Raw genomic sequence first — 18,650 nt, forward strand, 5'->3', positions numbered from 1 at the left:
GCCGTCCCCTCGATCGACCTGCTGGGGAGCCGCTGATGCATCCGGCGAGTGCACCCGGCCCGACCCTGCGCGATCTGGCCCACGCGCGCGCCGGTGACAAGGGACGCGGCCTGACTCTGACCATCGTGGCCCGCAACGCGGCCGACCACCCGATGTTGCGCGCCAGGCTCACCGCCGCCCTGGCCCTCCCCGTCCCCACTGAAGCACCCATTGAAATCCCCAACGAACCGACCACTCCCGCCCGGCGATGGGAATCACCATGACCGCACCCGACGTACCCGCGACCACGCAGACGCTGCAGGTCCAGGGCAAGACCCGCACGCTGACCGTCGTAGGCCGGACGGGTCGGCAGTCGCGCCCGATCGTCCTGCTGCTGCACGGCTCCCACCAGACGGCTGCCAAGCTACGTGCCTTCACCGCCCATGCCTTCGAGCGCCTCGCCGCCGACGGCGCAGCCGTGCTCGCCTATCTCGACGGCTACAAGCAGCACTGGAACGACGCCCGCATCTCCAATCGGTTCGCCGCGCGCACCGAGGAATACGACGACGTCGCCTTCGTGCGCGACACCATCGACCTGCTGGTGCGTCGCCACGGCGGTGATCCCTCCCGGGTGTACGTCGTCGGATTCTCCAACGGCGGGCAGATGGCGATCCGCCTCGCCCACGAGATCCCCGACCTGCTGGCCGGCGCCGCGGTGATCTCCGCAACCCAGCCGGCCGAAGAGAACTTCGCCCCCACCAACCCCGTACACCACCCGCTGCCGATCATGCTCGTCCACGGCACCAAGGACCCGCTCGTGCCCTACGGGGGCGGCATGGCCGCCATGTGGGGCTTGCGCCCCCGCGGCCTCGGCCTGTCGGCACCTGAGACCGCCCGCTACTACGCTCAGCGCAACCAGATCAGTGCCGAGCCGGTCACCGAACAGCTGGGCCGTACGAAGGGCGGCGGCACCGGGCGCGGAAAGACCTCAGTGACGGCGCTTCACTACCGCCAGCCCGGGCGCCCGGCCGTCTCCCTCTACACGATCGACGGCGGCGGCCACACCATCCCCGGCACGAAGAGGGCACCCTTCCTCATGGGCCGTACCGACCTGACCTTCGACACGGTCGCCGCAGTCGCCGCCTTCTGCTCCCTGCCCGCCGACGCCGCGCCCCCTGACGCCTTCCGAATCAGTTCGTGATGCGTGCTGCGGCCCGGGTGAGGGTGGTCGCGGTGCGTACGGCGCTGTCGACGGCCTCGTCCGGGGTGAGACCGCACAGATCGGTGAGCGTGAAAAGCGCCTCGGCGCTCACGACCACGGCGAGGTCTCGCTTGAGCTGGGCGAACGCTTGCGGATCCGCTGTCCCCAGAGTGCTTTCGAGCGGCTGGAGCGCATGGTCGATCAGGCCGAAGCGGATGCCGGGGCGTGTGCTCGCGTTCTCGGGCCGGGTGATGGTGGCGGCGATCATCGCCCGGACGGCGCCTTGGCGGACGAGGACACCGCGGAGCAGGAACTCGCAGGCGAAGGAGATGCGTTCGACAGGATCGGTGGACTCGGCGACCGGCGCCAGCGCCTGTGCCGGAGGTGGCCAGACGCCGGAGAGCGCCTCGCTCATCAGCGAGGGGAGATCGGGGAAGTACCGGTAGGCGGTGGCCTCGGAGACCAGGGCCGCGCGGGCGATCCGGGGCATGGTCACCTCTGTTCCGGTGCCGATCAGTTCGCGTGCGGCCGCCACGATCGCCATGCGGGTGCGCTGCTTCTGATTCGTGCGACCGCTTCCGGACTGTGCCGCCGTCATCGTGGGCCTCTCTGTTGTAGGTACCGCCATCATCGTAGCGCCTGACTCTTTTTATGAGAGCGTACTTGCATGAGGAGGGTCGGCCATCTACTCTCCTGAGAGTTCGCTCTCATGAAGGAGTCAGTCATGACACAGGTCTCCGTGGTCGGTCCCGACGATGGCGAGGCGATCCAGCTGGGTCCCGCGCGCATGCGCATCCTGGAGGACGGCACCACGACCGGGCACCGCCTGGGCATCGGCGAGATCACTCTCGCTCCCCACACCGAGGGCCCGCCCCAGCACCGGCACGCCCAACATGACGAGGGCTTCTACGTCGTGTCCGGCACCGTGCACTTCACCGTCGGCGAGACGACGCACGTGGCCCCCGCCGGCACCCTGGCGATGATCCCGCCCGGCGCGCCGCACACCTTCGCCAACCCCGGTGACACACCCGCCGTGATGCTCAACACCTTCACGCCCGACCTGTACGTGCAGTACTTCCGTGACCTGCGGGACATGATCGCCGCCGGTCAGGAGCGGACCCCCGAGTCGACCGTCACGGTGATGAGCCGCTACGCCACCGAGCCCGCGACCGACTACGCGTGACCCATCCCGCCCCGGCCCCCGTCCATGCGGCCGGTGACGAAGGCCGTCGTGGACGGCTCCCGTGGACGCCTGTCACGGACGGTCCTCGTCGCGACAACCAGCTTGAAACACAGACCACTTGAGGAGCAGCAGATGACCAGCACCTACGCTCTCACGCTCGAACAGGGCACCCTCGACGTCACCGTCGAGCAGTCCGGCGACCGGGGGCACACCTTCCTCTTCCTGCACGGAGGCGGCGGCCCGCAGACGGTGCTGCCGTTCGCGGCGCTGCTCGCCGAGCAGCGCCCGGCCAGGGTGTTCACCCCCTTCCACCCCGGCTTCGGCGGTACCGAACGCCCCGACTGGCTGACCGACGTCCAGACTCTTGCCCAGGTCTACGCGCACCTGCTCGACACCCTCGATCTGCGGGACGTCGCCGTCGTGGGCAACTCCATCGGCGGCTGGATCGCGGCCGAACTGGCGGCACTCGGCAGCGACCGGATCAGCAGCGTCACCATCGTCAACGCCGTCGGCATCCGGGTCGACGGCCACCCGATAGCCGAGACCTTCGGTCTGACGCCCATCGAGCTGTCCCGGCTCTCGTTCCACGACCCCGCCAAGTTCCGCTTCGACCCCGGCGCGCTGGACGACGGGCAGCGCGCGGTCCTGGCCGCGAACCGTGCCGCCCTGGAGGTCTACGCGGGTGCGAACGACATGGCCGATCCCACCCTGAGCGAGCGGCTGGCCAAGATCGACCACCCGACTCTCGTCGCATGGGGTGCGAGCGACCAGGTGGTCGATGCCGACTACGGGCGGGCGTACGCGCAGGCGATACCCGGTGCCGAGTTCCGACTGCTGGCGGGCACCGGCCACATGCCGCAGGTGGAGACTCCCGAGCAATTCCTGCCCGTGGTATGGGACTTCGCCGAAGCCCACGCCACCCACCGGCCGCACAACTGACCGCCCCGAGGTCGGTCCACATGCCCGAAACCAGCCGCCGCAGAAGGGCGTTGGTCCTCGCCGTCTGCTGTATGAGCGTGCTCCTGGTCAGCCTCGACACCACGATTCTCAACGTCGCCCTCCCCGCCATCCAGGACGACCTGCACTGCTCGGTACCGGGCCTGCAGTGGACCCTCGACGCCTACACCATCGTGCTGGCCTCGCTGCTGATCCTGGCCGGCTCCACGGCCGACCGCCTCGGGCGCCGGCGCGTCTTCCTGGTCGGTCTCCTGCTGTTCACCGGCGGATCGGCCCTGTGCAGCCTGGCGCCGGCGCTGGGCTGGCTCATCGCCTTCCGCATGGCGCAGGCGCTCGGCGGCTGCATGCTCACACCGGTCGCCATGGCCATCCTCGCCAACTCCTTCCCCGAGCCGCGGGAGCGGGCACGCGCCATCGGCGTGTGGGGCGGTGTGGTCGGCATCAGCATGGCGTGCGGACCGATCCTCGGTGGCGTCCTGGTTCAGACGGCCGGGTGGCGGTCGGTGTTCTGGCTGAACGTGCCGATCGGACTGGCCGCGCTGCTACTGACCGTCGTATTCGTCCCGGAGTCCCGCGCCCCGCGGCCCCGCCGGACCGACCCGGTGGGCCAGCTGCTGGTGATCGCGGCCCTCGGCATGCTGACCTACGCCATCATCGAAGCGCCCGGCCGCGGTTGGACGGCGCCTGTCATCGTGGCCTGCCTCGGCGCCGCGGCAGGCGCCGTCGCCTGGCTCGTACCGTACGAGAACCGACGCGACGAACCGCTCATCGACCCTCGACTCTTCCGCAGCCCGTCCTTCAGCGGCGCCACGCTGATGGCGGTGTGCGCCTTCAGTGCGCTCGGCGGGTTCCTCTTCGCCAACTCCCTGTATCTCCAACAGGTACGGGGACTGAGCGCACTGGAGACGGGCGTGCGCCTGTTGCCGATGGCAGTGCCGTGCCTGGTGTGTCCGCCGCTGGCCGGGCGGATCGTGGGCAGTCGCGGGCCCCGTGTCCCGCTGCTGCTCGCCGGGCTCGGCATCACCGCGGGCGGCGCGCTGGCCGCGGCGGCCACGCACTCCGCGGACCACTGCGACCTGCTCCTCTCCGTGGCGTACGCGTTGTTCGGGCTGGGCTTCGGGTTCGTCAACGCGCCCATCACCGACACGGCCGTCGCGGGCCTGCCGCGCGACCAGGCGGGAGTGGCCGCGGCGATCGCCGCGACCAGCCGTCAGATCGGCGCCGCACTCGGTATCGCGGTGATCGGCGCCGTCATCGCCGCCGGAGCGCGGCAGGCCGCATGGTGGACCATCACCGGCTGCGGGCTGGCCATCCTCGCCATCGGCGCGTTCTCCACACGTCCCCGGCCGAACGCGGACGCCCCGGGTCCACGCCCGTCCCGCAGGCATCACGGGCCCCGGCCCATCGGGCCGGACCGCGCCACGAGCGCCTGAGGCCGTTGCGTCCGTGTCCAAGTCCGAGCGCCGAGCGCGCACGGACGTCGCGGAGTGTGCGATGGCCGCCGCACACGCGCGTGGGTGTCCGTATGGACATATGGACGCCCACCGCGCACTGGTGCTTGCCGCTTGATGACGCGTCAGACCGACGGCTTCCGCACGGAGGTCGGCTTGGTGGCCGGCAGTGCAGTGATCTCTTCGGCGAGGTGTGGGCCGAGTTCGCCCCAGCCGTCCTTGTAGCCGTAGACGCCGGCCAGGGTGCGGGCGTCGTAGTCGCCGTTCATGATCTCGATGTCGGTGGCCGTGATCAGTGCCGGGTGGGCGACGCCGACGGCTGCCGAGACCTTCATCAGCTCCTTGCGCAGGGTGCGCAGGTAGACAGCGGCCCGGGTGGCCTTCGAGGTCGGGTCGAGGCCGCGGGACAGCCACGGGTCCTGCGTGGCGACGCGGGTGGGGCACTTGTCGGTGTGGCACTTCTGCGACTGGATGTAGCCGATCGACAGCATCGCCTGACGGGCCACGTTGATCATGTCGGCACCCAGAGCGAAGGCGACCGCGGCGTTCTCGGGCAGGCCGAGCTTGCCGGAGCCGATGAAGGTCAGCTCGTCGGTCAGCCCCAGCTCCGCGAAGGTGCCGTAGACCCAGGAGAAGCTCATGCGGAACGGCAGCGACACCGAGTCCGTGAACATCAGCGGCGCCGCGCCAGTGCCGCCCTCGCCGCCGTCGATGGTCACGAAGTCGACACCGCGGTCACCACGCGCCATCAGCGTGGCCAGGTCCTGCCAGAAGCCCAGCTCGCCCACCGCGCTCTTGACGGATCCCGGCGATCTCCGGGGTCACCTTCGCGCCCGGCAGCATCCCGCCCAATCCTGGCTTGGCGCCCGGGGAGAGCTTGATCTCTATCGCCTCGACCGGTGCGCCGGCGACCACGTCCTTGAGCTTGTCGAGGTTGAAGCTGTCGTCCTCGTTGCGGCAGCCGAAGTACGCCGTTCCGATCTGCAGGACGAGGTCGGCGCCGTTGCGGTGGTACGGCGTGAGGCCCCCTTCGCCCGTGTTCTGCATCGTGCCCGCCAGCGCCGCCCCTTTGTTGAGCGCCGTGATCGCCGCGCCGGAGAGCGATCCGAAGCTCATCGCGGAGATGTTCACCACGCTCGCCGGTCGGAACGCCTCGGCGCGCCCGCGCGGCCCGCCCAGCACCTTGGCCGAGGGCAGCGCGGCCTGCGGGTCATGTGTGTCGGGCAGCGTGTCGGCGAACGTGCGCTGCTTCACGTACGCATGGCCCTGCACGTGCTCGACGTCGACGTCGGTACCGAACCCGAAGTAGTTGTTCTCCTCCTTCGCCGACGCATAGATCCACGTGCGCTGGTCACGGCTGAACGGGCGCTCCTCCTCGTTGGAGGTCACGATGTACTGCCGCAGCTCCGGCCCGATCGTCTCCAATCAGATACCGGGCGTGCCCGATCACCGGGAAGTTCCGGAGCAGCGCGTGCTACTTCTGTATGAGGTCGCGGGCGCGTGGTGGGGGTCGGCGGTTCGAGGCTTCGTCCCAGGGCGTCCTCGGGGACGCCTGCGTTGTCGGTGGCGGCTGAGAGGCTGGGACGCATGGACAGGGATGAGGAGTTGCTGCGCGGCCGGGTCTACGGACAGGACCACGACCATCCCCGGCCCGGCCCCAGGCCAGGCCGGGCCTACGCGGAACTGGTCGGCGGGCCGCTGGACGGCCTGCTGCTCGACATCACGGACTGGCAGCCGAACGACATCGAGGACGGCGCCGCCCTGTCCACCCAGCTGTCGCGGTGGCCCGACGGTCGCGCACTGTACGACCCCCGCCCGGGCGAGTCGCGCAGACCCGGCCCGGGCGTGGTGTGCCGCTTCTACTACTCCGGCGACACGCCCTGACCAGGGCCCCACCAAGCCCCACCAGGCTCGACCATGGCAGATCAGTGCAGCCGTCCCCCACGGGTCCCGCGAGGTCCGCCGGCCCACCACCCTGTGGGCCTTCGCCTCGATCAAGACCCAGCTCTGTTGCCCACGCTCCTGATCAATGCACCTGGGCGGGTTCGGGGCGCGCGGTGCGTGTGCGGTGGTGGAACGTGAGGAGGCTCAGGAGGGCGGCGGCGGTGAACCAGAGCAGTTCGAGGGCGAGGCAAGCGGGCGTGGGGCGGCTGGAGAAGGCAGCGGCGGTGGCGGCCTGGGTGGCACCGTAGGTCGGGAGCCAGCGGATCAGGGGACTGTCGGCTGCCGAGTTCCACAGGGGGTTCTGCAGGAGTACGTCGATGACACTGATCATCACCATGGCGAACATGCCCTCCACCTCCCGGTGCAGGACGGAACCCAGGACGACCCCGAGCGCCCCGTACGTCATCGCGGCGCAGAACAGTGCGCGGCGAGCTGAAGCGGCTGATTGGGCGACCATGAGCAGCAGATGACGGCTGTGGCATACGTGGCGATCGCGGCGGAGGCAAGGGCGAGGGACGTCGTCTTGGCGGCCACGAGGTGGGAGCGGGGGTATCCGGCCATGGCCAGGCGGCGGTCGAAGCTGTGACCGCGGAACGTGGCGGCGAACGTCATGAACCCGGCGATCAGAGTGACCGCGTTGAGGGCGCCGGTGATCTGGGTGAGTCGGTTGCCGGCCGGTGTCAGATGCTGTCCGGTGGCCCACAGGTGGAGGGGGGCTGCTCGATCCGGGATCGCCGCGAAGGCCAGTGTGACCCAGACGGGAATGTAGACGACGATCAGCAGCATGGCGAAGCGGTTGCGGCCGTGCGCGATCAGGTCGTAACGGACGGCGGTCAGATACAGGGCACGGTGTCGGGTCACGACGCGGCACCTCGATGAGGGCGGAGCACCCCCCGTCCAGGCGCCAGAGTTCGTCGAGGCGTTCGATGTCGTAGGCGATGCGGGAGACCACGAGCACGGAGCGGCCGGCGTCGCGCAGGCCGGCGGCCAGGTCCCAGAAGCGCTGGTAGGTGTCCCAGTCGAAGCCCTGGTAGGGCTCGTCGAGCAGCAGTACCTGCGGGTCGTGCATCAGGGCCAGGGTGAGGTTGAGCTTCTGCCGGGTGCCCCCGCTGAGCACACCGGCATGTTCGTCGGCGTACTCGCACAACCGCAGAGAGCGCGTGATCTCCTCGGCGTGGCCGAGGTCGGGGAGCCGGAACGCGGCCTTGAAGTACAGCAGGTGCTGGCGGACGGTGAGGGCGTCGTTGAGGACGACGTTCTGCGGGCAGTAGCCGAAACCGCCCCGGTGGCGGACGGTGCCGCCGCTCGGGCGTAGTTCGCCGGCCAGGATCTTCAGCAGGGTCGACTTTCCGGCGCCGTTCTCGCCGACGATTCCCGCGAGCGCACCGGGCCGCAGATGCAGGTCGACGCCCCGCAGGACAGTGCGACGGCCGTACGCGTGCCGTAGACCTCGAACCTCCATCTTGCCCCCCTCGCCGCACCGCACCCGCCCGGCGTTCAACGACGGGAGGGTTCGGAGGGACACGGGGAGGACGGCGCCCGGGAGCGCCTGACGGAGGTCGTGGTGGTCGTCCTGGTCTGCGCAGGGGCGGCGGTGCGTCCTCCTCGCCCTAGCGGACTCGGTGGACGTTCCAGAAGGGCAGCTTTTCGAAGACGGCTACGGCGTCGTCACGCCAGTGAGGGCGCCATGTCGCGGCTTCGGCGGAGGTGCTGATGGCGGCCTCCAGTCGGGTGTGAACTCCGTGGCGTACGGCGATGTCGCGGATGCGGTCGATGGTCTGCCGCGTGCAGTCCGGGTCGCCGAGCGCGTCCTGGACCAAGGCGTGGTCGTCGCCGCCAGCAGAGCGCGCACGGTGTAGGTGTGGCGGCCGGCCCGGATGTCACCGCGGGACGGCTTGCCGGTGATGTCCGGTTCCCCGAACAGGTCGAGCCAGTCGTCGCGCATCTGGCCGCCGATGCCGGCCAGCCTGGCGTAACGCCTCAGGGTTGCCTCGCGGGCCGCCACGTCCTCACCGGCGGCCAGCAGGCCCAGGGCCATAGGGGCGAAGACGGCCTGACGGCTGGTCTTGTACTCGCTGACGGCGTCCAGCAGTTCCTCGTCAGGTGCGGGAGCGACATCACGTTCCAGGTCGAGGACCTGCCCGAGAACCGTGTCGGTCGTCATGGCGAACTGCACGTCCAGCATGGCCAGTCGGCGATGGTCGGGGATGTCCGCCCGGAGCAGTACGCGCAGGGCCAGGAACCCGGCGAGATCGCCGGCCATCATGGCAAGGCCCAGCGCGGTCTGCGGGCGTCCGGGGAAGTCGTCGCGGCAGGCGTGGTACGTGGACGGCCCACCGCGCCGCACCGGCGAGTCGTCGATGATGTCGTCGAGGACGAGCGCGTGGGTCTGGAGCAATTCCGCGCTCAGCGCCGCCTCTTCGAGGCCCGGCACCTCGTCCTCGGTCACCAGGCGGGCCGCCTCGTGGACCAGAGCGACGCGCATCCGCTTTCCGCTGCGCAGCGACACCTCGGCCAGCAGTTCCAGGCACCGGGGGCGAAGCGGCTCAGCGGCGGGACATCGAGACTGTCCGCCAGCTCGGCGAAGTACTTCTCGAACGACGCGTCGAACCGCTGCTGGTGCCGGGCGGCACGCTCCAGGACTGTCAGGGCATTGCTGTTCATCTGCGTTCGGACCGGCCTTTCCTCAATGTCGTCACCGACCAGCGTGCCAGCGCGCAAGTCATCCTTTTCCCAGCGAGGGCGCTGCCAGGTCCGTCCCTGCTCCGAACACCACAGGAAGATTCAGGTCCCGGACGTGGCGCGGAGCCGAACAGCGCGCCTTTTTCGCATCAACACGCCCCAGGGTCCGCCTCGCGCGCCGGCTGAACGCATAGGCGCGTGATCACGGCTTCCAGGATGCTTGGCGCCGGATACCGGCTGGCTCTGCTCTCCGTGCAGATCTGCTGTCGGCAACTCTGCTGTCTGTACGAAGGAACGGACCGATTCGTGGACACGTCCTACGGCCGTCAACACATGCCTCAGCCGACGTGCCGCAGCGGACCGGTGCCTGGTCACATCGCCGTCATCCTGGACGGCAACCGCCGCTGGGCCGCGACGACAGGTTGCGACCTTTCCACGGCTTACGCGCGCGGCGGGGCGAAGACCCTTCAGTTCCTCGCGTGATGCCAGGCCGCAGGAATCAAACTCGTCACACTGTACGCGGTGTCCCTGGACAACATGCGCCGCAAGGATGACTCCGTCGCCCACAGCCTTCGTGCTGTGGCTGCCACAGTCGAACAGCTCGCCCATGATGCCGGCTGGCGTGTCCAGTTCATCGGGAGCCTCGAACTTCTCGACGGCCGGCTCCTGCGGCAGCTGCGCAAAGCGGCCGACACCACCGCTGCCGTGGGCGGACCGATCGTCAACATCGCCCTCGCCTACAGCGGGCGGCAGGAGATCATCCAGGCCCTGCGAGAGTTGCTGTCCACGCCGGAAGGGCTGCGTCAGGCACGGACAGGGCTCACCGAGGACATGGTCGCGCGGCATCTGTACACCGGCGGGCTCCCCGACCCGGACCTGATCATCCGCACCTCTGGAGAACAGCGTCTGTCCGGCTTCATGCCCTGGCAGTCCACCTACAGCGAGCTGTACTTCTGCGACACCGGCTGGCCCGGCATCGAGGAGCGGGACTTTCAGCAGGCCCTCGATCAATACGCCTCACGCTCGCGCCGTTACGGCCAGTAGGGCCAGGCGGCCGACACGACAACCGAATCGCCATGGTCCCTCGCCCTACCGGGCACAAGCGAAGACCAGTCCACCGATGGCGGCCCCCGAAAGACTCCCGACGACCGTCTGGGCCGGCGTGTGCGCCCCGACGCGGACTCGGGACCAGCCGATCAGGCCGATCAAAGGCAGGCCCAGGCAAGCCCAGGCCCCCTGGCCGATGGCAAGAACGACCAGGCCTCCGCAGGAGACCGTGGTATGTACCGACCCTTCCACACCGCCGTGACGATCCCCAGGCACCCCAGTGTGACCAGCATCGCCGCCTCCAGAGCCATGAGTTCGGCTGGGGCGCCGAGGCCGTACAGCAGCAGTCCGCCCATGCCGGCCGAGGTCACCACACCTGGTGCGGCGCGGAGACGGTCCGGCCGATGAGACAGGTCCTGGTCCGCCCACCACCCTCGGCTTCTGCCGCAGGCGATGAAACACATCGGACCGGCGGCGGCGAACGCCGCTCCCAGCAGCCCCCCAGAACACACCCGCCAGACGCTCGGCCTGCCACCCTGTCAGAACGGTCACGAGAGCGACGCAGGGAGCCGGCCCCAGAACCGTACTGATTCCCCGTGCCAAGCGCTGCTGCCACGCAGCGCCGCCCTCGCGGTCACGGCAACCCTGCTCGCACCGGCCCAGATGCTCGTCAAGATTCATCATGCGCTGTCCAACGAGGGAACGGTCGGGTCCGTACGCACAGCCAGCGGCCTCACCCACACCAACGTCAGCAAGATCTGCCCAAGACGTGGAAGACGACGAGTACTTGCTCGGCCGCCGCTGAGCTGCGGTGTCAGTGGTGCTGGGTCATGTGGGCGAGGGTCTGGGCGGCGCTGTCGGGGGAGAAGGCGCTGTCGATGCCTTCTGCGGCTCCTTCGGCTGCTGCGACGGAGCGGGGCTGCAGAACGGCTTCGTAGGCGTGGATGGCGTCGTCGATGGCGGGGCTCTTGACGAGGGCGTGGGCGAGGTCGGCACCGTCGAGCATCGCGAGGTTGGCGCCCATGCCGGAGAAGGGGGACATCAGGTGGGCCGCGTCGCCGAGGAGGGTGACGCCGGGGGCGTGGGCCCAGGTGTGGGGGACGGGCAGCGCGTACAGGGGCCGGTTGGTGTAGCCGGTGTCGGTGCGGGAGATGAAGTCGAGCAGGTCGGGGCTCCAGCCTGTGAACTTCTTGAGGAGTGTCTCGCGTACGGCAGTGGTGTCGGTGAGGTCGAGACCGGCGTGCCGGTGCCAGTCCTCGTCGGTGCGCATGCCGACGTAGACGCGGATGTGTCCGCCGCTGTTGCGCTGGGCGACGAAGCCGAGGTTGTTGTCGAGGGCCATCATGGTGCCGCCGCCGGTGAGTTCGGCGAGGCGCGGGTGGCCGGTGTCGGCGTCGTCGAGGCCGGTCTCGACGAAGGTGACGCCGGTGTAGCGGGGAGTCGCATCGGACAGGAGGCGGCGGACCTTGGACCAGGCGCCGTCGGCTCCGACGACGAGGTCGGCGTCGGTGCTGGTGCCGTTGGCGAAGTGCAGGCGGTGGGTGCCGTTGCCGAGGGCTTCGGCGTGGGTGAGTTTGTGTCCCCAGCGCACCGTGTCGGGCTTGAGGGAGTCGAGGAGGAGGTCGCGGAGCTGTGCGCGGTCGATCTCGGGGTTGCCTTCGGCGGCGTCGGCCTCCGGCGGTATCGCGTCGAACAGGACGCGGCCGTCGCGGCTGACCAGTCGCATCTGCTGGCCTTCGGGCCGGGCCCGGGCGAAGAAGGCGTCCCAGAGGCCGGCTTCGCGCAAGGCGTGCTGTCCGGTGTCGGGGTGCATGTCGAGGGTGCCGCCCTGGTTGCGGACGGTACGGGACGCGTCGAGGTCGTAGACGGCCGCAGGGATCCCGTGTTGCTGCAGGATGCGGGCGCAGGTCAGGCCGCCGGGGCCGGCGCCGATGATGGTGATGCGGGGGTTGGGCATGGTTGATCACACCTTTCTGGCAGAGGGGAGTGGCGGACGGGGCCGTGCCGCACGTCCGCCGCTGTCGCCTCTCCAGAAAAGCACACCGATGCAATAAGTGCAACGAGTCAACTTTTGAGTTCGGTCAATCGATGGGGATGGTGAGACCCGGCCACGCGACCAGGCGCAGCCAGGCCGCCGCGAGTGCGGCGTGACCGGCCGGTGTCGGATGTACGCCGTCCGCGGCCCAGTACTCCGGCCCGTCCGTCGCGGCCAGCTCGGCGAACATGCCGTCGGCGGCGAGCAGATGCGCGCCGTACCTGCGGGCGAGGTTGCGCACGGCCTGGATCTTCGGGTCCAGGTCGATGCGCCATTCCCTTCGCTCTTCCTCTCCGATGAGCGCGGCACCGGCCTCGACGACGCCGTGGATCGGCAGAAGGAACGGCTCGATGAGAATCAGCTTCGCGCCCGCCTCGGCGAGGGGCGCGAGCAGGCGGTCGTAACCCGCTGCGAACTCCTCCACGGGGATCACGTACCCCTTCGGGCCCAGTGTGTGCCAGCCCATGTCGTTGACCCCGACGCGGATCGACACCACGTCCGGGCGCGCGTCGAGTACGTCTGTCTGCCAGCGGGCTTCGAGGTCCGTCACCTTGTCGCCCCCATGCGCGGTGTTCAGCCAGGCCACGGGCCGGTCCGGGTGCTGCAGTCCCCACTCGCCCGCGACGCGTAGCGGATAGCCGAAGCCGAGACCGCCCTCACTCTCCAGTCGTTGGCAGTCGGTGATCGAATCACCTGTGAACATCACGGTGCTTCCCGGTCGGACAGCGATCGTCAGGGGTCGCTGCCTTAGATCTCCGGACCGCCGAACCAATGGCCCGCGGCCTGCTCGAACGCCTCACGATCTGGGGTGAGATCGCCTGCCCAGGCGACCACGCCGTCGGGGCGGACAAGCACGGCACCCAATCCGAGGTCGTTTCCCGCCGGACCGGCTGCATACCGCATCCGGCCCTCCCAGCGCATCGCTGAATCGCGGAGGCATCGGCCGGTTCGTCCTCGCCGGCTCGCGCGACCACGCTCTCGTCGCTCTGGGCGATGGCCGAAACGGTACCACCGCGCCTGACTTCCACACCGAGCTTGGATGCCTGCTCGGACAGCACCGCCTCGATGGCTTCGAGGTTTGCCATCATGCCTTCCAGCGCCGGACCGGGTAGCCGGTACGGCAGGGCGGCGATGTCGACCTTGGCCGGATCGAGCATCATGCCGGCGAAGTGGCCGCCGTGACGAGGGGGTGACGGTTCGTCCGCTTCGGGGGGCGCCGGGATCGTCGTGGACGCCCGATGCCGTGAGCAGCTGGTGCAGCATCCCACGGCGGTAGAACGCCTCGACCGTCGCGGAGGACAGGCTCCGCCTCCCGAGCGGCTCCGCCTTGAACGGTGAGTGGGGCCCGGTCCCGCTCGAGTACCAGAACTGAGCAGCCCGCGAGGCCAAGTTCGCAGGCAAGGAACAGACCCACGGGGCCGGCGCCCACGATCACTACGTCGTGCATGAGAGATCCCCTTTCCGAACCCACAACCGGATGAGCACACGGCAGGAACCTCTCGAAACGTGCCAGACCCCACCGACATCGGGCCGACAGTCACCGATATGCCACTGACACCGGTCTGACAGCCTCCGGCATGCCACCGACTCGACAGCTCCGCGTCTTTCAGGTCTCAACCCCAGGGACTGTCTCGTTCGGTTCCTGAGCCGGGCAGACCCCCTGGACCGAATTCGCGGCCCGGGCCGGGTGAGAGCCGTCGCGTCCCGGGAGTGCCCTCCACCAGTAGTTCACCTTGGACCAAGTGGTCACCGCCCGCGACTGGGGCTCCATTCGTAGGCTCCTGGGGCCGTCTCGACGACTTCGCTGGGCCAGGCCAGCCTGACCTGTTCCAGGCGCCCGCGGTGCTCAGCGATCCATTCCTCCTGGGGTCGGATTCCGAGGGCCGCCGTAAGGCGATCCGGATCGTTGACCAGGATCGACAGTCGGCCGTCCTCGTGCATGTGGATATCGAGGTTCGGGCCGCGGTCTCCGCCGATACCGGCTGTCCGGCCTGGTACGAGGTTGGACAGTTCCTGCTCCCAGGAGTCCAGGTCATGCGGGAAGATGGAGAGGTCGAGCCGGGCGTCGACGAAGCTCGCAGAGGCGAGCACGTCGGCACGCAGAATGTCGTGACCGGTCAGCACGCCTGGCCTGGACCGTCCCGTAACGCGCACGATGCAGCGATTCCCATCCTGATCCGCGAGGTGGATCAGGTCCTTCGGGGTGGGTTCCGTCATGAAATCGCTCGCTCTCGTGCGCTGGTGTGGGTGGCATCGTCTCCCATCGCCGGGTGATCGACGCAGCCAGGACCAGGCCGGGAGAATCATTTGTCCCCCGAGCCGCGGCCCCGTACCCGCACGACCGGCGTGCAGCCCATCGCCCCAGGCCCCGGCCGCGGTGCCGTCGCGCCCTCTTGTCGGCTGTCTCGAGTGCGAGCCCGGCGATACGAGGAGACTTCCGCGTCGTTGGACGGGGCCGTCAACTCCTCCACCGGCGCCGCCGGTCCCATGTGTCGCCGCCTGCCCCATCCGTCCCACACCCTATGAGCCCAGAACACATGCCAGAAGCCGACGGAGATTCAGTCCCGCGACGTTCATGCCCTGGACATCCGCGACGACCTGCACGGATGCAGCCCGGTGCGATCCTCGTCCCGGGACCGCCGAGCACGTTCGAAAACACACGGGCGTGTGATCCAGGTCGGTCCGGCGCCGGCTCCGAAAGGGCTTGAGCGATGGCGAGGAACCGATGAACCCGAGCGAAGTCGACCGTACCGAGCAAATCACCGTCGAGCGTGCCGCCGAGACCGACAGCAATGTCGATACCGGAGCCAAGCCGCTGCTCGACGTCCCCCAGACGGCCGCGGCGGGGGTGGCAATGTGGATCTTCGTCGTCGGCCCGCCCCTCTCCCTGATCGCCGTGGTGCCGTTCGTGTGGGGATGGGGACTGTCCGCGCTGGACGTCGGCATGGCGGCGGTTGCCTACCTAGTGTCCGGCTTCGGTCTCACGGTGGGTTATCACCGCCTCTTCACGCACCGCTCGTTCAAGGCACAGCGGGGCCTGCGGATCGCTCTGGCCGTCGCGGGCTCGTTGGGGGTCGAAGGCTCGCCGGTCCAGTGGGTGGCGAACCACCGGCGCCACCACGCCTTCGCCGACCGCGAGGGCGACCCGCACTCGCCCTGGCGTTACGGCACCGACACACGCGCGCTGCTCAAGGGACTTCTCCACGCGCACATCGGGTGGATGCTGAAGCGCGAACTGAGCAACCGGGCCAGGTTCGCACCCGACATCGTCGCCGATCCCGATCTGCGGTGCATCGGTCAACTCTTCGGGCCACTGGCAGCCGTGTCGCTTCTGGCCCCGGCGCTGGTCGGCGGGTTCGTCACCGGCACTTGGACCGGTGCGCTGACCGGGTTCTTCTGGGCCGGTGTGATCCGGATGGCGCTGCTGCACCATGTCACCTGGTCGGTCAACTCGATCTGCCACGTCGCGGGCAGGCGCCCCTTCGCCAGCCGGGACAGGGCCACCAACTTCTGGCCGCTCGCACTGCTGTCCTTCGGCGAGAGCTGGCACAACTCACATCACGCCGATCCCACGGGCGCGCGCCACGGCGTGCTGCCGGGGCAGCTCGACCCGTCGGCCCGCCTCATCTGGGTGTTCGAGAAACTTCGCTGGGTGCACGACGTACGCTGGCCGGACTCGGACCGCCTCAGCGCTCGACTGCTGCCCAAGTCGGGTGCCCCGCAGGGGTCCACGGGCTGACGACACTCGGACGACGCGACGCCACGGGACCGCAGCCTGTTGGACCAGGCAGTCCGTGTGCGCGAGGCGCCTACGATCTGATCGCCCTGCCACCGTCTCACGACTGCGCCTGTCACCATGGCCGGGAAACGGCCACGGCGTGCATCGCGATCGCTGAAGTGGACGACTTCCCGCACACGGACTACCTGTCGACGGTCATGCAATTCCGCAGGCGGCGGCCTTAGCAGTTGCCTCGGCTCGCTCGCGATGCGGAGGGCGAGGGGCAGTACTTTCCATTCGGGTGCGGTTCGCGGATCTTGACGGATCGCGCATGGTCCGGAGCCTGCCGTGAACCCGCCTGTAACCGAATCCGGTTGCCGCATCGTGGTCGGCTGCGCATCCTGCTGGGATGCGCTTCTCCGTCAACATCCCGAACTTCGGTGACTTCGCCGACCCTCGTAACGTCGCGATCGTTGCGACTGCCGCCGAACAGGCAGGCTGGGACGGGCTCTTCGTCTGGGACCACGTGCTGCACCGGCAGCACCAGGGGCGTCCCTTCGGAGACCCTTGGATGCTGCTGACCGCGGCCGCCCTGGCGACCTCCCGGATCCGGCTGGGCACCCTGCTGTCGCCGGTACCCCGCTACCGTCCCCAGCAGCTCGCCCGTCAGGTAGCCACCCTGGACCATCTCAGCGGCGGTCGGGTGATCTTCGCCGCCGGCCTGGGCGGTCCGATCGACGACGAGTACCGCAGCTTCGGCGACGCCACCGAGCCACGCCTCCTCGCCGATCGGCTGGACGAGGGACTGGAGCTGTTGCGGCACTTCTGGTCCGGCGAGCCGGTGAACCACCACGGCCGGCACTACGAGGTCCGCGATGTGACGCTGCTGCCCGCCACCGTGCAGCGGCCTGGTCCGCCGGTGTGGATCGGCGGGTTCTGGCCGCGTCGTGCGCCCATGAGGCGGGCAGCGCGGTGGGACGGCGCGGTGCCGCTCTTCGAGACGGCCCGACATGGGCATGTGCCTGATGTGGCGGACGTGCGGGAACTGGTCGGCTATGTACGTAAGCACCGCACGGCCGGGACCGAGCATCCCTTCGATGTCGTGCTCGGCGGCGCCACGCCCTCGGACGCGGCGAAAGCCAAGGACGTGATCGGTCCGCTGTACGACGCCGGCGCCACTTGGTGGGACGAGCGTCAGGTCCAGACGGGCCCCGACCTGGACCGCCTCACTCCGGTGCTGCGTCGCGTCGCGGCGGGTCCGCCGGTGATCTGATCAGCGGTTCTGGGTTGTGCCGGACAGCTGCCAAGCCGCCGTGGCGCGGTCATCAGCTCGTGGAAACAGCGAGTTGCAGTACGAGGTTCTTGAGTGCCTCGCCCGGCGGGGCCACCGTGTACGCAATTACATTGTGCCCAACTCAGTCTTGCCGCGACAACCTTCGCAGCCACCGGTGCCGCTCCCGCGGCAGCCTCGGCCGACGGCGCCCCGCACAAGAAGCCGACCGTGGTGCTCGTCCACGGCGCCTTCGCGGATGCCTCCAGCTGGAGCGGCGTCATCAAGCGCCTGGAGCGCGACGGCAATCCGGTCATCGCCCCCGCCAACCCGCTGCGCGGGCTGAACAGCGACTCCGCATACCTGGCCGCTCTGCTCAAGACCGTCAAGGGCCCCGTCGTCCTCGTCGGTCACTCCTACGGCGGCGCCGTGATCAGCCAGGCCGCGGACCATGACCCGAACGTCAAGGCGCTCGTCTACATCGCCGCCTTCTCGCCGGCCAAGGGTGAGAGTGCCGCCGAATTGTCCGGCAAGTTCCCGGGCGGCACTCTCGGCTCCACCCTCACCCAGGTGCCCGTCCCGCTCGCGGGCGGCGGAACCGGCACCGACCTGTACATCGATCCGGCCAAGTTCCACAACCAGTTCGCCGCCGACGTGCCGCGCGCCACGGCGGACCTCATGGCTGCCACCCGGCGCCCCATCACCGACTACGCCCTCAACGAGAAGGCCACGAAGGAAGCCTGGAAGACGATCCCCTCCTGGGACCTCATCACCACCCAGGACAAGAACATCCCGGCCGCCGCCCAGCGTTTCATGGCCAAGCGCGCCCACTCCCACAGCATCGAGTTCAAGGCATCCCACGCCGTGAGCGTCTCCCGCCCCGACGTCGTCACCAAGTTGGTGGAAGAGGCGTCCGCCGCGGCCGTGCGCTGAACGTCGACAGTGACCACCCGGCACGGCAGGCGACAGCCGGGCCGACCACATCAAGAGAACCGACCCGAGGGGCAAGAGCATGCCGGTTTGGGAAGTTGTTCACCTGACGGTTGCTGAAGGCGATCAGGGCGAATTCGTATCCGTTGGCCGGTCACATCTGCCGCTCCTCGAAGAGGCCGATGGTTGTCTGGACGTGAAGCTGTCCGGAGCAATTGACGGCTTCTGACCCTCTTGAGTTCGAGGAGAATCG

20 protein-coding genes and 4 pseudogenes are annotated in these 18,650 nt (G+C 69.2%); 12 read left to right on the top strand and 12 right to left on the bottom strand.

Annotated elements, in window-relative coordinates; genetic code table 11:
• Positions 1–35: 35 nt before the first annotated feature.
• Both AQI95_RS47190 and AQI95_RS06030 read left to right on the top strand, forming a co-directional pair.
• On the top strand, positions 36–263 hold the full coding sequence (locus AQI95_RS47190; protein ID WP_159056461.1) for an AtuA-related protein: 228 nt from the start codon (positions 36–38) through the stop codon (positions 261–263).
• A complete protein-coding gene (locus AQI95_RS06030) occupies positions 260–1,180 on the top strand; it encodes a CE1 family esterase (protein ID WP_067118843.1) in 921 nt (306 codons plus the stop codon). Before AQI95_RS47190 ends, AQI95_RS06030 begins: the two co-directional genes overlap by 4 nt.
• Here the strand turns inward: AQI95_RS06030 and AQI95_RS06035 are convergent.
• Positions 1,170–1,724 carry a TetR/AcrR family transcriptional regulator gene (locus tag AQI95_RS06035; protein WP_244188647.1) on the bottom strand — a complete coding sequence of 185 codons (555 nt, stop codon included), beginning with the start codon at positions 1,722–1,724 and terminating at the stop codon, positions 1,170–1,172. The two genes, AQI95_RS06030 and AQI95_RS06035, sit on opposite strands and share 11 nt — an antisense overlap.
• A gap of 180 nt (positions 1,725–1,904) precedes the next feature.
• Here AQI95_RS06035 and AQI95_RS06040 point away from each other — a divergent pair, with 180 nt between their 5' ends.
• The 3 genes from AQI95_RS06040 (at position 1,905) to AQI95_RS06050 (ending at position 4,753) form a co-directional block, all read left to right on the top strand.
• Positions 1,905–2,363 (top strand): cupin domain-containing protein, encoded by a 459-nt coding sequence (locus AQI95_RS06040; protein ID WP_067118403.1) that lies wholly within the window; start codon positions 1,905–1,907, stop codon positions 2,361–2,363.
• Between the two features lie 132 nt (positions 2,364–2,495).
• Complete coding sequence (locus AQI95_RS06045) at positions 2,496–3,302, top strand: alpha/beta fold hydrolase (RefSeq protein ID WP_067118406.1); 807 nt, start codon at positions 2,496–2,498, stop codon at positions 3,300–3,302.
• Positions 3,303–3,322: 20 nt separating this feature from the next.
• Complete coding sequence (locus AQI95_RS06050) at positions 3,323–4,753, top strand: MFS transporter (RefSeq protein WP_079071072.1); 1,431 nt, start codon at positions 3,323–3,325, stop codon at positions 4,751–4,753.
• Positions 4,754–4,896: 143 nt separating this feature from the next.
• Here the strand turns inward: AQI95_RS06050 and AQI95_RS06055 are convergent.
• Positions 4,897–6,239 (bottom strand): annotated as a pseudogene (locus AQI95_RS06055) (glutamate synthase-related protein).
• Between the two features lie 119 nt (positions 6,240–6,358).
• Between AQI95_RS06055 and AQI95_RS06060 the strand changes: the two are divergent.
• Entirely contained in the window at positions 6,359–6,655 is a 297-nt protein-coding gene (locus tag AQI95_RS06060) for a hypothetical protein (protein WP_067118412.1), read from the top strand.
• 142 nt (positions 6,656–6,797) lie between these two features.
• Here AQI95_RS06060 and AQI95_RS48760 read toward each other — a convergent pair.
• The 4 genes and pseudogenes from AQI95_RS48760 to AQI95_RS50095 form a co-directional block, all read right to left on the bottom strand.
• Positions 6,798–7,576: pseudogene (locus AQI95_RS48760) on the bottom strand (ABC transporter permease).
• Between the two features lie 28 nt (positions 7,577–7,604).
• Positions 7,605–8,177, bottom strand: a pseudogene (locus AQI95_RS44505) (ATP-binding cassette domain-containing protein); the annotation flags it as partial.
• A gap of 195 nt (positions 8,178–8,372) precedes the next feature.
• Positions 8,373–9,200, bottom strand: coding sequence for a polyprenyl synthetase family protein (locus tag AQI95_RS06080; protein ID WP_341849456.1), 828 nt, complete (start codon positions 9,198–9,200; stop codon positions 8,373–8,375).
• Positions 9,161–9,436, bottom strand: a complete 276-nt coding sequence (locus AQI95_RS50095) for a hypothetical protein (protein WP_341849457.1) — start codon at positions 9,434–9,436, stop codon at positions 9,161–9,163. Before AQI95_RS50095 ends, AQI95_RS06080 begins: the two co-directional genes overlap by 40 nt.
• Positions 9,437–9,703: 267 nt before the next feature.
• On the opposite strand from AQI95_RS50095, the gene AQI95_RS47195 reads away from it, so the two are divergent.
• Positions 9,704–9,880, top strand: coding sequence for a hypothetical protein (locus tag AQI95_RS47195; protein ID WP_159056462.1), 177 nt, complete (start codon positions 9,704–9,706; stop codon positions 9,878–9,880).
• A gap of 12 nt (positions 9,881–9,892) precedes the next feature.
• Positions 9,893–10,441: pseudogene (gene uppS / locus AQI95_RS06085) on the top strand (polyprenyl diphosphate synthase); the annotation flags it as partial.
• Positions 10,442–10,486: 45 nt separating this feature from the next.
• Here the strand turns inward: uppS and AQI95_RS50310 are convergent.
• From AQI95_RS50310 to AQI95_RS06105, 6 genes are all read right to left on the bottom strand, one after another.
• Entirely contained in the window at positions 10,487–11,128 is a 642-nt protein-coding gene (locus tag AQI95_RS50310; protein WP_107121552.1) for a phosphatase PAP2 family protein, read from the bottom strand.
• 130 nt (positions 11,129–11,258) lie between these two features.
• Entirely contained in the window at positions 11,259–12,401 is a 1,143-nt protein-coding gene (locus AQI95_RS06095; RefSeq protein ID WP_067118426.1) for an FAD-dependent oxidoreductase, read from the bottom strand.
• Between the two features lie 124 nt (positions 12,402–12,525).
• Positions 12,526–13,182, bottom strand: coding sequence for a GDSL-type esterase/lipase family protein (locus AQI95_RS06100; protein ID WP_244188648.1), 657 nt, complete (start codon positions 13,180–13,182; stop codon positions 12,526–12,528).
• Positions 13,183–13,226: 44 nt separating this feature from the next.
• Positions 13,227–13,742, bottom strand: coding sequence for an aromatic-ring hydroxylase C-terminal domain-containing protein (locus AQI95_RS48765; protein ID WP_425264860.1), 516 nt, complete (start codon positions 13,740–13,742; stop codon positions 13,227–13,229).
• Positions 13,636–13,926 (bottom strand): FAD-dependent oxidoreductase, encoded by a 291-nt coding sequence (locus AQI95_RS48770; RefSeq protein WP_167361927.1) that lies wholly within the window; start codon positions 13,924–13,926, stop codon positions 13,636–13,638. Before AQI95_RS48770 ends, AQI95_RS48765 begins: the two co-directional genes overlap by 107 nt.
• Positions 13,927–14,225: 299 nt before the next feature.
• A complete protein-coding gene (locus AQI95_RS06105) occupies positions 14,226–14,696 on the bottom strand; it encodes a DUF5959 family protein (RefSeq protein ID WP_067118429.1) in 471 nt (156 codons plus the stop codon).
• 508 nt (positions 14,697–15,204) lie between these two features.
• Between AQI95_RS06105 and AQI95_RS06110 the strand changes: the two genes are divergently transcribed.
• The 4 genes from AQI95_RS06110 (at position 15,205) to AQI95_RS47205 (ending at position 18,626) form a co-directional block, all read left to right on the top strand.
• The gene (locus AQI95_RS06110; protein WP_067118431.1) at positions 15,205–16,218 is read left to right on the top strand and encodes an acyl-CoA desaturase; all 1,014 of its coding nucleotides are present in this window, start codon (positions 15,205–15,207) and stop codon (positions 16,216–16,218) included.
• A 388-nt stretch (positions 16,219–16,606) separates the two neighbouring features.
• Positions 16,607–17,470, top strand: a complete 864-nt coding sequence (locus AQI95_RS06115) for an LLM class flavin-dependent oxidoreductase (RefSeq protein ID WP_067118434.1) — start codon at positions 16,607–16,609, stop codon at positions 17,468–17,470.
• 93 nt (positions 17,471–17,563) lie between these two features.
• Positions 17,564–18,400 (top strand): alpha/beta fold hydrolase, encoded by an 837-nt coding sequence (locus tag AQI95_RS06120; protein WP_067118437.1) that lies wholly within the window; start codon positions 17,564–17,566, stop codon positions 18,398–18,400.
• Between the two features lie 79 nt (positions 18,401–18,479).
• Positions 18,480–18,626 (top strand): hypothetical protein, encoded by a 147-nt coding sequence (locus AQI95_RS47205; RefSeq protein ID WP_159056465.1) that lies wholly within the window; start codon positions 18,480–18,482, stop codon positions 18,624–18,626.
• Positions 18,627–18,650 lie beyond the last annotated feature (24 nt).

The sequence above is a fragment of the Streptomyces yokosukanensis genome, from assembly GCF_001514035.1.
Taxonomy (GTDB): Bacteria; Actinomycetota; Actinomycetes; order Streptomycetales; family Streptomycetaceae; genus Streptomyces; species Streptomyces yokosukanensis.